At 72.6% G+C, this 12546-nt stretch carries 10 protein-coding genes and 1 tRNA gene; 5 read left to right on the forward strand and 6 right to left on the reverse strand.

All coding sequences use genetic code 11. The features are described 5' to 3' along the window. Positions 1-15 precede the first annotated feature (15 nt). Together AB0D08_RS31365 and AB0D08_RS31370 are read right to left on the reverse strand one after the other, a co-directional pair. Positions 16-1512, reverse strand: coding sequence for a cellulase family glycosylhydrolase (locus AB0D08_RS31365; protein WP_359893627.1), 1497 nt, complete (start codon positions 1510-1512; stop codon positions 16-18). Between the two features lie 123 nt (positions 1513-1635). Beyond that, a complete protein-coding gene (locus tag AB0D08_RS31370; RefSeq protein WP_033821991.1) occupies positions 1636-2295 on the reverse strand; it encodes a TetR family transcriptional regulator in 660 nt (219 codons plus the stop codon). A gap of 257 nt (positions 2296-2552) precedes the next feature. Between AB0D08_RS31370 and AB0D08_RS31375 the strand changes: the two genes are divergently transcribed. After that, entirely contained in the window at positions 2553-3797 is a 1245-nt protein-coding gene (locus tag AB0D08_RS31375; RefSeq protein WP_359893628.1) for an acyl-CoA dehydrogenase family protein, read from the forward strand. A gap of 177 nt (positions 3798-3974) precedes the next feature. On the opposite strand, the gene AB0D08_RS31380 is transcribed toward AB0D08_RS31375, so the two are convergent. The 3 genes from AB0D08_RS31380 to AB0D08_RS31390 form a co-directional block, all read right to left on the reverse strand. Beyond that, positions 3975-4616 (reverse strand): hypothetical protein, encoded by a 642-nt coding sequence (locus AB0D08_RS31380; protein ID WP_051813064.1) that lies wholly within the window; start codon positions 4614-4616, stop codon positions 3975-3977. Positions 4617-4648: 32 nt separating this feature from the next. Then, entirely contained in the window at positions 4649-5431 is a 783-nt protein-coding gene (locus AB0D08_RS31385) for an enoyl-CoA hydratase/isomerase family protein (RefSeq protein ID WP_051813063.1), read from the reverse strand. A 197-nt stretch (positions 5432-5628) separates the two neighbouring features. Continuing rightward, positions 5629-6207, reverse strand: coding sequence for a GNAT family protein (locus AB0D08_RS31390; RefSeq protein WP_033824837.1), 579 nt, complete (start codon positions 6205-6207; stop codon positions 5629-5631). Between the two features lie 78 nt (positions 6208-6285). Here AB0D08_RS31390 and AB0D08_RS31395 point away from each other — a divergent pair, with 78 nt between their 5' ends. Continuing rightward, entirely contained in the window at positions 6286-6963 is a 678-nt protein-coding gene (locus AB0D08_RS31395) for a TetR/AcrR family transcriptional regulator (RefSeq protein ID WP_082527114.1), read from the forward strand. Between the two features lie 35 nt (positions 6964-6998). On the opposite strand, the gene AB0D08_RS31400 is transcribed toward AB0D08_RS31395, so the two are convergent. Further along, positions 6999-7071, reverse strand: a tRNA-Arg gene (locus AB0D08_RS31400). Between the two features lie 820 nt (positions 7072-7891). Here AB0D08_RS31400 and ssb point away from each other — a divergent pair. The 3 genes from ssb to ettA all read left to right on the forward strand — a co-directional run bounded on the left by ssb (position 7892) and on the right by ettA (position 12502). Beyond that, positions 7892-8485 (forward strand): single-stranded DNA-binding protein, encoded by a 594-nt coding sequence (gene ssb / locus AB0D08_RS31405; protein ID WP_359893630.1) that lies wholly within the window; start codon positions 7892-7894, stop codon positions 8483-8485. A gap of 376 nt (positions 8486-8861) precedes the next feature. After that, the gene (locus AB0D08_RS31410; protein WP_158515630.1) at positions 8862-10256 is read left to right on the forward strand and encodes a Cys-Gln thioester bond-forming surface protein; all 1395 of its coding nucleotides are present in this window, start codon (positions 8862-8864) and stop codon (positions 10254-10256) included. A gap of 581 nt (positions 10257-10837) precedes the next feature. Continuing rightward, on the forward strand, positions 10838-12502 hold the full coding sequence (ettA, locus tag AB0D08_RS31415; RefSeq protein WP_033819219.1) for an energy-dependent translational throttle protein EttA: 1665 nt from the start codon (positions 10838-10840) through the stop codon (positions 12500-12502). Positions 12503-12546: the final 44 nt, after the last annotated feature.

Genomic DNA, 12546 nt, shown 5'->3' on the forward strand with positions numbered 1-12546 from the left:
CCTCGCCGGCGGCCCTCAGCGCGGGGCGACCGTCACCGTGACGGTCGCCCCCGTCGGGGCGGCGGGCAGCCGGATCCGGGCCACCCCGGCCCGGTCCCCGTCGGGCTGCCGGACGTCCACCACCGCCGCCCGGACCCCGCCGACCGTGACCCGCACCCCCCGGGGGTACCCGGTGCCCGGCAGCACCAGCTCGCTCACCCCGCCGCCCCGGGCCGCAGTGAAGGTCAGCGTCCACACCGCACCGTCCGCCCGCTCGGCCACCGGCCGCCCGGCCAGCGCCGCCGGGTACGGGGCGAACGCGGGCTCCTCGCCGGGTGCCGGGCGCCCGTCCGGCCCCAGGACGCAGTACCCGCCCGAACCCCGGCACCAGTACCACATCGTCCAGCCCGCGGCGAAGCCGGACATCGCGGCGACCTGACGGCGCACCAGCTCGGCGTTGCCCGGCGTCCGGGCGTTCGGCGGGCCCCACTCGCCGACCAGCACGGGCAGCCGGTGGGCCGCCGGATAGCCGGTGATCGCGGCGGTGTAGTTCTCGATGAAGCCGCCGGCCGGGTCCCAGTCGTGGCCGCCCTCGACCGCGGTGTCGTAGAAGTGCGGTGCGTAGCCCAGCCGGTCCGGGCCCGGACGCGGGTCCGCGAGGGCCGGCAGCCGGGTCGGCACACCCTGGCCGACCAGCACCGTCGGCTCCACGAACAGCCACGAGCGGGTGTCCGCCCGGCGGATCGCGGCGATCAGCCGCTGGTACATCGCGGGCAGCCGGCCCTGCTCCAGCTCGGCGGCGGAGGCCGCCAGCACGGCCGGGTCGCTGGGGTCGCCGTCGACGGGCCCGAACGGCTCGTTGAACAGGTCGTACCCCAGCAGTGAGCGGTGGCCCCGCAGTTCGGTGGCGATCCGGGTGTAGAACTCGCCCTGCAGCCGGCGCAGGTCGGCGTCGTCGTACAGGTGCCGGAAGGCGGTCTGCACGGCGGGCTGGAAGTAGCCGGCGAACCAGTCGTCCGGGTCCTCGACGAACGGCAGTCCGTCGTCCCGGGTGGCCCAGAGCGGGACGCCGCGGTCGCCGCCGCCGAACTTCGGCCCGTAGACGTCCTGGTGGAAGTCGACGACGGCCAGCAGCCCGTAGCGCTCGGCCCGGTCGAGCAGCCGGTGCAGTTTCGCCAGCTCGGCCCGGTCGTAGCGGCCCCGTTCCGGTTCCAGCCTGGTCCAGGAGACCGCCACCCGGACCAGGGTGAAGCCGTGCGCGGCGATCGAGCGCAGGTCGTCCTCGGTGGTCTCGCCGTACTTGTCGATGTTGAAGCCGCGAAGCTGGAGGACCCGGCCGCGGTCGTCGGTGAACAGCGTGCGGCCGCCGGGGTCGGTGACGGTCCCGGTGGGGAACGCGGCGCGGACGCCGGCCGGCTCCGGCCACCGGTCGGCGGCCGGGCTCCCCGCGGCGGCGGTGGCGGTGGTGGCCGTCGTGGTCAGCAGGGCCGCGACGGCCAGCGACAGGGCGGCGGCGAGACGGCGGACGCGCACGGGTCACCTCGGGCGGGGGCGCAGGGATGGTGGCGGTGCGCGCCGATCCTGCCCCACCGCCCCGCCCCGCACAAGAGGTGAGCATGACTCATGTTCAGTTGATCTCCGCTGGTGGCGGGCGGGTCACTCCTCCGGTGCGGCCGCCGCCTCGGGCTGCGGCGGCGTGAGGACGGCCTGCAGCGGCAGGTCGGCGGCCGCCGCGAGCCGGCCCCACAGCAGGTCGGCCAGGGCCCGCACCATCCGGGCCCGGGGGCAGGGCCGCTGCTCCAGCCACCAGTCGCCCGCCGCCAGCACCATCCCGGTGACGGCCCGGCCCCAGACCTCGGAGAGCAGCGGGCCGTCGGCGCCGAGGTCGACCTGGGTCTGCACGGCCCGGGTGATCTCCTCGGCGATCTGCCGCAGGGCGGGCGCCAGCGCCTGGCCCGCGCCGGTGGGGTCGCCGGCCTCCGGGTGGGTCAGCAGCCGGTAGACCTGCGGGCGGGACTCGATCGCGGCCAGATAGGTGTCGAGCACGTGCTCCACCCGGTCCCTGCGCTCCAGCGGCTCGTTCAGCGCGGCGCGCACCGCGGCCAGCAGACCGCTGGTGTGACGCTCGGTCAACGCGGTGATCAGGCCGTTCCGGTCGCCGAAGTGCCGGTACAGGATCGGCTTGGTGATGCCCGCCTCGGCCGCGATCGCGTTCATGCTCGCGCCGGGGCCCTCGCGCTGGACGACCCGGTCGGCCGCGTTGAGCAACTGCTCGCGGCGGAGCTCTCCGGCGGGCTGGGCGGGGGGCGTCGGCACGCGCTGACTCCTGCGGTCGAAGGGGGCGGGGCGGGCGCCGGACGGCGTCCACGGGCGTTGACAGGCGTTACCAATCAGTAGCAGACTCCCGCTATGTTACCCCGGGTAACACGCCGGTGGCGTGGGCCCGGACGGCGCCCTGCCGACGCCGGGCCCAGGAACCCGGCCGGACCACGGCCCGGCCCCGCACCCCTACCCCGACCCTCGCCGCCGCACCGCTGACCACACCGTGCGCGAACCCGTTGACCGGAGGCACCATGAGCACCTTCTCCCTCGACCCGGGCCCGGACCAGCTGGCCGTCCGGGACTGGCTGCACGGCTTCGCCGCCGACGTGATGCGGCCCGCCGCAGCCGAGTGGGACGAGCGCGAGGAGACCCCCTGGCCGATCATCCAGGAGGCCGCCAAGATCGGCATCTACTCGCTGGACTTCTACGCCCAGCAGTACTTCGACCCGTCCGGCGTCGGCATCCCGATCGCGATGGAGGAACTGTTCTGGGGCGACGCCGGCCTCGGCCTCGCCATCGTCGGCACCACCCTCGCCGCCGTCGCCGTGCTCGCCAACGGCACCGACGAGCAGATCGGCACCTGGGCCCCGCAGATGTTCGGCACCCCCGACGACGTCAAACTGGCCGCCTTCTGCTCCTCCGAGCCGGACGCCGGCTCCGACGTCTCCGCGCTGCGCACCCGCGCCGTGTACCAGGAGGCCACCGACGAGTGGGTGCTGACCGGCACCAAGACCTGGGCCACCAACGGCGGCATCGCCGACGTGCACGTCATCGTCGCGACCGTCGACCCGGCCCTCGGCGCACGCGGCCAGGCCTCGTTCATCGTCCCGCCCGGCACCTCCGGACTCTCCCAGGGCCAGAAGTTCAAGAAGCACGGCATCCGCGCCTCGCACACCGCCGAGGTCGTCCTCGACGACGTCAGGATTCCCGGACACTGCCTGCTCGGCGGCAAGGAGAAGCTCGACGAGCGCCTCGCCCGGGCGCGCGAACGGGCCGCCGGCGCGGCCTCGGCGCGCGGGACCGGCGCGGCCGGGAAGAACGCGGCGATGGCCACCTTCGAGGCCTCCCGGCCGGCCGTCGGCGCGCAGGCCATCGGCATCGCCCGGGCCGCCTACGAGGTGGCGCTCGACTACGCGGGCACCCGGGTCCAGTTCGGCCGGCCGATCATCGACAACCAGGGCGTCGCCTTCCAGCTCGCCGACATGCGCACCCGGATCGACGCCGCCCGGCTGTTGGTCTGGCGGGCCTCCTGGATGGCGGTCAACAACCAGCCGTTCACCGCCGCCGAGGGCTCGATGTCCAAGCTCTACGCCGGCGAGACCGCGAAGTGGGTGACCACGCAGGCGATGCAGATCCTCGGCGGGAACGGCTTCACCCGGGAGTACCCGGTCGAGCGGATGCACCGCGACAGTGCGATCTACACCGTCTTCGAGGGGACCAGCGAGATCCAGCGGCTGGTCATCGCCCGCGCGATCTCCGGGCAGCCGATCCGCTGACGGCCCGCCGGGGCGGCCGTACCGCCGCGGCGCCGTGCTGCGCCGCGGCCGTACGACCGGTCGGCCGCCCGGCGGTTGGTGGGCCGCCGGGCGGCCGGTGGCCGCCGTACGGTCGGTGGTCGGCTCGTCGGCCGCCGTACGGTCGGTGGTCGGGTGGGCGGGCGGCCGGAGGGCCGGTCAGCGGGCGGCCCAGAAGGTGAGGCCGGCCGTCAGCCCCCCGACCACCGTGCCCGCCAGGGTCTGTGCGAGGGTGTGGTCCCGCAGTACCACCCGGGACCACCCGACCGCCCCGACCAGCGGGTACGCCAGCAGCCACCAGGGGCCGAGCGCCAGCGCCACGCAGATGACCGCGCCGCTGGTGACCGCCGTGTGCACCGAGATCTTCCACCACACGGTGACCGCCAGCAGCGGCACCAGCGAGGCGAACATCGCCAGCACCATCGCCGTCAGATCGGACGGTGCGTCCACCAGGACCATCGTCACCAGGCTGGTGAGCACCGACAGCATCACGAACGGCAGCACCACCAGCCGGCGTTGCCGCCGCCCGACGTGCCGGTCCTCGATCCGGCCGGCGCGCATCCCGCGCCGGATGAACCAGGTGGGCAGCACGGCGGCGAACAGCGCCGCGAAGGCCGCCCAGCCGAGACCGGCCAGGCCGTACCGGACCACCCCGATCAGCGGCAGCACCGCGATGATGACGTTCTTCGGCTCCACGCCGTCGGTGATCCGCCGGGCCCAGCGCTGCGCCCCGGAGACCGCGGGAGCCTCCTCGGGAACCTCGCACGGGGTGCCGGTGCCGGTCTGGGTCGCGGTGTCCATCGGGAGCCGTTCTGTGAGGCGGGAGTTGCCGCTCAGAATTGTGGCGCACGCCGTTCCAGGAAAGCGGCCAGCCCCTCCCGGACGTCCGGCGCCAGCCGGGACTTGCGCTCCCACGGTGCCACCGCCTCCCCGGCGAGCTCCGCCGGGCCGGCCAGCGCGGCCTTCACCGCGCCGATCGTCTGCGGCGAGCGACGGCTCAGCAGAGCGGCGAACTCCCTTGCGCGGGAATCCAGTTCGGCGGCCGGATGGACCTCCTCGACCAGCCCGTACCGCTCCGCCCGCGCGGCCGGCACCAACTCCCCGGAGAACAGCAGGTACTTGGCGCGGGCCGGCCCGACCAGTCGGGCCAGCCGGACGGTCGGCCCGGCCGGGTAGACCACGCCCAGCTTGGCCGGGGTGATGCCGAACCGGGCGTCCTCGGCCGCCAGCCGCAGATCGCAGGCGACCGCCAGCTGGCAGCCGCCGCCCACGCAGGCACCGTGCACCACCGCGATGGTGGGGTGCGGGAAGGCCGCCAGCGCGTCCTCGGCCGCGACGTTGTCGGCGTGGTAGGCGTCGGCCCGGTCCGGATCCCCGTACACCGAGGCGAGTTCGGTGATGTCGGCACCGGCCGAGAAGGTCCCGGCCGCGCCGGTGAGCAGCAGCGCGCGGACCCCCGGGTAAGCGGCCAGCCGGTCCAGAACCTGCGGAATCGCCCGCCACATCGCCAGCGTGACGGCGTTGCGGCGCTCCGGACGGTCCAGCACCAGGGTGGCGACGGCGCCGTCCACCTCGGCGCGCAGGCCGTCCACTCCGGTGTCGACCGGCTCGACCATCACTGCCTCCACGGCGCTCGCTGGGGCGCGGGCCACCCGCCACCCGCGGATCACCCTCGCACAGCGGGATCGCCCCGAACCACGGCGATCCCTGTGATCTGCGCCAACCGCCGACTGCCGGGCGACTGCCAACCGCCGGGCGACTGCAGACTGCCGACGGGTGGCGGGTGGCGGGTGGCGGGTGGCGGGTGCCGGTCTCAGCCGGTCGGGTCGGGGGAGCCGGCGTCCTCGGCGGGCCGGCGCCACTCGTGGGCCAGCAGCGACCAGATCTCGTAGTCCTGGCGGACGCCGTTGTGCAGCGAGTACTCCCGCAGCACGCCCTCGAGTCGCATCCCCATCCGCTCGGCCACCGCCCGGCTGCGGGTGTTGCCGCTGGCGGCCCACCACTCGACCCGGTGCATGCCGCGCTCGACCAGCGCGTAGTCGATCAGGTGCCGGACGGCCGCGCCGATCAGGCCGCGGCCCTGGCCGGCCGGTTCGGCCCAGACCCCGATCTCGCAGTTGCCGGTGGTGGCGTCGAAGCGCGGGAACATCACGCCGCCGACCAGCGTCCCGGCCAGCCAGATGCCGTGGATCCGGCCGCTGTCGGATGCCTGCCGGTCCGCGTAGGACTGGAGGGTGGCACGGGCCGAGTCGAGGTCGGTCGAACGGGAGGCCCAGGGGATCCAGGGGTCCACGATGACGCGGGCCCGGTCGATGTGGTCGAGGAACTCGGCGGCCTGCCAGGGCTCCAGCGGGCGGAGCTCGGCGTCCTCGGTGAGCGGTACGGCGTACACGGCGGCCTCCGGCCGGACAGGGGGATCGAGAGCGGTGCCAGCGTACATAACAAACGTTTGGTAGGTAGCATGTCCGGCATGACGCCAGCGCGTGGAGACCACGAAGCCCGCCGGGCCGACGTCTCGGAGGCGGTATGGCGGGTGCTGGCCGAGGGCGGCTTCGGCGCTCTGACCCTGCGGGCAGTGGCCGCCGAGATGGGGGCCTCGACCGGCCTGCTTACCCACTACTTCCCCAACAAGCGGGCCCTGGTGCGGCACGCGCTGGAGGTGCTGGACCGCCGCTCCGCCGAGCGGCCGCGGCCGGCCGCCGAACGGGCCGGCGCGGGACTGGCGATGCTGCGGGCCGTCCTGCTCGACATCCTCCCGCTCTCCGCGCAGAGTGCGGCGGACAACCGGATCTGGGTCGGCTCCTGGGACGTGGCGCTGTCCGACCCCGAGCTGGCGGCCGAGCACGCGGAGCGCTACCGGCGGGCCCGGCGGGTGATGGCGGAGCACGTCGCGGAGGCCCGGCGGCTCGGTGAACTGCCGCCGGGGCGGGCCCCGCAGGAAGTGGCGGCGGCCGCGCAGAGCTTCGTCCTGGGGCTGGTGGTGCAGGTGCTGTTCGCGCCGCAGGAGTACCCGGCGCAGCGGCAGATCGAGCTGGTGGACCTCTATCTGGACGGCCTCGCGGCGGCGCCGGCCCGGCCGGGTGCGACCCGCGCGGCCGACGGCCCGGCGGGCCCGGCCGGTGTGCGCGATAGCGGCGGCGTGCGATAGCGCCGGGCGATTCGGGCGGTTCCGTGCAGGCGAGGTGCCCCCAGCAGGATTCGAACCTGCGACCTACCGCTTAGAAGGCGGGTGCTCTATCCGCTGAGCTATGGGGGCCGGGCGGGGTGACGGGCCGGGAAAACCGGCCGTCGACTGCGCTGAGTGAGGGACCGAGGACGCATTGTGGCGGCCGCGAGCAGGTCTCTCGGGTGCCCGGCGGGCGGGCGTCACCCGACCCCTGGCCGGGGGCTGGATGTTCCGGGACAGGATACGGGTGTCGGGATCCTCCACCGGGCGTTCAGGTGTCGGGTCGGGTGTGTCGGCCTTGGTGGAGCCGTCCGATAATCGCAGGTAGCAGCCGGACGTGCAGCGCCCTGGGGGGCCCTGGAGCCGGACGTTGTGCAGTCGTTACGGGGCTGCCTCCCCACCCGTTATGGATTCGGTGCGGAGAATACCCGGCGGTCATGTCGGGTGGGGGCCGGATTTGGGTTACTTCGGTCGGATGACATGCCCTGGACGTCTGCCCGGCCACTCGTTCGGGTCCTGGCGGGATGTGCGGTTTGCGTGATTCGTTGTCATGTCCGCGTGGACCGAGAGTTCCCGAGTCAATTGAATTCAGGGGGGAATTCACTCGGTCGAGGTATTCGGGTTATCCACAGCCGGGAGTTTTCCACGGGAATTCGGATGCTCCTGGCGCAAGGTCGCCGCGGATTGCACTCTCATCCACGGCGGATTGTCCCGGGAATGCTCGCGGGGGATTCCGTACGGGCCCGGCCGTCCGGTGGATCCGCTCGGCCGCGGTGGGCGGGCGGTGTCCCGGGAGGCGTCCCGGGCCGACGGTCCGTGGGTTGCTGAATGGCCGTCAGCGGGTGGGGCTGCCATATGGAGGACGAGCGGGCCGGCGGACGACCGGGCCGGAGAGCGGGAGGACGAGATCATGAACGAGACCCTGGTGACCATGGTCGGCAACGTTGCCTCGGTGGTCAGCTATGCGCAGACGGCCGCCGGTGTGCCCGTCGCCAACTTCCGGATGGCGGCCACCGAGCGCCGCTTCGACCGCGGCAGCGGCGACTGGGTGGACGGCGACACCAGCTGGGTGACGGTGGTCGCCTGGCGCTGGCTGGCCACCAACCTGGTCAGCTCGGTGAGCAAGGGCGATCCGGTCGTGGTGAGTGGCCGGCTGCGGGTCAGGGAGTGGGAGGACGAGGAGCGTCGGCGTGCCGTGGTCGAGATCGACGCCCGGGTGGTCGGCCACGACCTGTCCCGCGGCACCTCGGCGTTCCGGCGGGCGGTGCAGGCCAGGCCGGAGCTGGTGGCGGGGCCGTCGGGCCTGCCGGCCCGCGGCGGACGGCCCGAACTCCCGCCCGCCGTGGCGTCGCTGGAGGAGGCGGTGCCCGGCTGGATCGTCGAGGCGGTGCGGGCGCGCGGAGGTGCCGATCCGGGCGATGTGTCCGCTACGGCCGAAGTGCCCCGTGTGGGCGATGTGGGCGGTTCGGTAGGGGAGTTGGCCGGGGGTGGAGGTGGCGGGTGAGGCCGGTGGTGGAGTTGTGTCGGCGAGGGGGGTACTTGTCGACTAAGGTTCAAAACTGATCGATATCCCGGCACTTCGGGGGGTGTCGAGTGCAGAGTTCGGCTACCCCCGGAATCGCCGTGACATTCTGTCGAAGCGTCAACAACTGCCGATGATCAGCTGTTTGATAACGATATAGCTACGGAACTGTCCTGGTTTGCTACACGGGTTTGAACGACCCGGCCGGTCAATAGGATGCGTCTGGTCCACACAGGTGCTGTGGCGTCACAGGGGGCGCCGCATTGCAGGGGCGACCGGCCAGCAGGGCGGTCAGGCCCGAAGGGATCAACACATGTTCCACAAGCAGGGGCGGGCTCTCTCCCGTATGGCGACTGTCATGCTCGCATCGAGCCTGGCCGTGGCCGGAAGCGCCTTCGCAGCAGGCGCGGCACCGGTTGCCGACGGAGAGTCGGGTTCGGGGATCACCGCAACGATCCAGCCGACCATGCTGAGCGGTCCCGTGCAGGTCGACGCCAACCACAAGATCGACGGTGGCCTCTTCACACTGCTCACGGCCGACGGCAAGAAGATCCAGACCTACTGCATCGACGTCGACCACGGTGTCGACATCAAGGGCAACATCAAGTACCAGGAGTCGGACTGGTCCTCCAGCTCGCTGGGCGCCCCGGGCAAGGCCGAGGCGGCGGGCAAGATCCGCTGGATCCTCGAGCACTCCTACCCGAAGCTCGACATCGACGCGATCAAGAAGGCCGCCGGCATCACCGGTGACCTCGAGAAGGAGGACGCCGCTGCCGGTACCCAGGCGGCGATCTGGCGCTTCTCCGACAACAAGACCTCGGCCACCCCGCTGGACCCGGAGGCCAAGCAGCTCACCGAGTACCTCGCGGGTTCCGCCAACACCGGCATGCCCGAGCCCAAGCCGTCGCTGGACCTCGACCCCGCGTCGGTGAACGGCAAGTCGGGCACCAAGCTCGGCCCGTTCACGCTGAACAGCAGCGCCGAGTCGGTCAAGCTCTCGCTCTCCGACGACGCCTCCGGCGGCAAGGTCAAGCTGCTCGACAAGGACGGCAAGGCCGTCACCACCCTCAACGGCCCGATCGCCAAGGACACCCAGCTCTTCCTGGACGTCCCGGCGGGCACCGCGGCCGGTTCCGCGAAGGTGAACGCCACCGCGACCACCGTCGTGCAGACCGGCCGGGTCTTCCTGAGCGTGGGCTACACCCCGGAGAAGCACAGCCAGAGCATGATCCTCGCGGGTTCCGAGGAGGTCACGGTGGCCAAGTCCGCCCAGGCCACCTGGACCCAGGCGAAGGGCCCGCAGCTGTCGGCCTCCGCGAAGATCGACTGCGCCAAGAACGGCGTCCAGGTCACCGTCACCAACGGCGGTGACGAGTCCGCCGACGTGACCGTCGCGCCCGGCAAGACCGTCAAGGTCGAGGCCGGCAAGACCGAGACCGTCCTGGTCCCGGTCGCCGAGGACGCGTCCTACAGCATCAAGGTGACCGGCCCGAACTTCACCAAGGAGTTCACCGGCGTCCTCGACTGCAAGGTCTCCAGCACCACCGGTGGCGGCACCGGCGGCCAGACCCCGTCGGCCTCGCCGTCCACCCCGGCCGGCAACGCCACCACCGGCGGCCCGAACCTGGCCTCCACCGGTGGCGGTAGCGGCACCGGGATCCTGGCCGGCGTGGCCGGCGCCCTGGTCGTCGCCGGCGCCGGTGCGGTGTTCGCCCTGCGCCGCCGCGGCCGCCACAGCCGCAACGCTGCCTGACCCCACCTCCGGGGCCCACGCCCCTGAGCACTGAGGTCCGAGCAACCAGGACGGTCCCGTCGCCCGCGCTGAGCGGGGGGCGGGACCGTCCGCCGTCCGCCGTCCGCCGTCCGCCGTTGGTCCCGCAGCCCGGCCGAACCGGTCCCGCCGGTCCCGCCGGGCCCGCGCCCGGTGCGCCCCGCGGCGGGGGTCTCGGCGGGACTCCCGGCGGGCGCCGCCGCGCCACCTGTCCGGAGCCCGGCGCGCGGTCCCGGTGGCCGCTACGGCCCCTTCCAGGTCCCGTCAGCCCCTGACAGGCCCGTCGCCCGCCCCGCCCTGCCCGGCGCTCGCCCCGCCCGCAGCCGCGCTGCGCCGACCTTCGTCCGGGGGAGTTCCGGGGGAGTGCTGGAGGAGTACCGGGTTCGGGGAAGCACGGGGAGAGTTCCCGCGGAGTTCACGCGTACTTCCGGGGCGCCCGCGCCCGGTCGGGTCGCGTCGCCGGGGCCGCCCGCCGGGGCCCGGCCGTCAGTGCGGCCCCGCCCGGTGCGGCACAATGGAAGGCTGCAAGCCGATTACTCACGACGACGCCGGAGCGATCTCACGTGGCGGAATACATCTACACCATGCGCAAGGTGCGCAAGGCACACGGCGACAAGGTCATCCTTGACGACGTGACGCTCAGCTTCCTCCCCGGGGCGAAGATCGGCGTCGTCGGCCCCAACGGCGCCGGTAAGTCGACCGTGCTGCGGATGATGGCGGGCCTGGACCAGCCGTCCAACGGCGATGCCTTCCTCTCGCCGGGCTTCACCGTCGGCATGCTCCAGCAGGAGCCCCCGCTCGACGAGTCCAAGACCGTCCTGGAGAACGTCGAGGACGGCGTCAAGGAGATCAAGGGCAAGCTCAACCGGTTCAACGAGATCGCCGAGCTGATGGCGACCGACTACTCGGACGAACTGCTCGAGGAGATGGGCCGGCTCCAGGAGGACCTGGACCACGCCAACGCCTGGGACCTCGACGCACAGCTCGAGCAGGCCATGGACGCGCTGGGGTGCCCGCCCGGCGACTGGCCGGTCACCAAGCTCTCCGGTGGCGAGCGCCGCCGGGTGGCGCTGTGCAAGCTGCTGCTCGAGGCCCCGGACCTGCTGCTGCTCGACGAGCCCACCAACCACCTCGACGCCGAGTCGGTGAACTGGCTGGAGCAGCACCTGGAGAAGTACGCGGGCACCGTCGTCGCCGTCACCCACGACCGGTACTTCCTGGACAACGTCGCCGAGTGGATCCTGGAGCTCGACCGCGGCCGCGCCTACCCGTACGAGGGCAACTACTCCACGTACCTCGAGACCAAGCAGTCCCGTCTCAAGGTCGAGGGCCAGAAGGACGCCAAGCGCGCCAAGCGGCTCAAGGACGAGCTCGAGTGGGTCCGCTCCAACGCCAAGGGCCGGCAGGCCAAGTCCAAGGCCCGGCTCGCCCGGTACGAGGAGATGGCGGCCGAGGCCGACAAGATGCGGAAGCTGGACTTCGAGGAGATCCAGATCCCGCCGGGCCCGCGTCTGGGCAGCATCGTCATCGAGGTCAACAACCTCTCCAAGGGCTTCGGCGAGAAGCTCCTGATCGACGACCTGAGCTTCACCCTCCCGCGCAACGGCATCGTCGGCGTGATCGGCCCGAACGGTGCCGGCAAGACCACGCTGTTCAAGATGCTCCAGGACCTGGAGACCCCGGACGGCGGCACGGTCAAGGTCGGCGAGACCGTCAAGATCAGCTACGTCGACCAGAGCCGCGCCAACATCGACCCGAAGAAGACCCTGTGGGAGGTCGTCTCCGACGGCCTCGACTGGATCAACGTCGGCCAGGTCGAGATGCCGTCCCGCGCCTACGTCTCGGCGTTCGGCTTCAAGGGCCCGGACCAGCAGAAGCCGGCCGGGGTGCTCTCCGGTGGTGAGCGCAACCGCCTGAACCTGGCGCTCACCCTCAAGCAGGGCGGCAACCTGCTGCTCCTCGACGAGCCCACCAACGACCTCGACGTCGAGACGCTCTCCTCGCTGGAGAATGCGCTGCTGGAGTTCCCGGGCTGCGCCGTGGTCATCTCCCACGACCGCTGGTTCCTGGACCGGGTGGCCACCCACATCCTCGCCTACGAGGGCGAGAGCAAGTGGTTCTGGTTCGAGGGCAACTTCGAGTCCTACGAGAAGAACAAGATCGAGCGGCTGGGCGCCGACGCCGCCCGTCCGCACCGGGCCACCTACAAGAAGCTGACCCGGGGCTAGACAGCCGGCCCGCCCGCCCGCCCGAACCGGACCGCCCGCCGCAA

It is taken from the genome of Kitasatospora sp. NPDC048540 (genome assembly GCF_040651175.1).
GTDB lineage: Bacteria > Actinomycetota > Actinomycetes > Streptomycetales > Streptomycetaceae > Kitasatospora.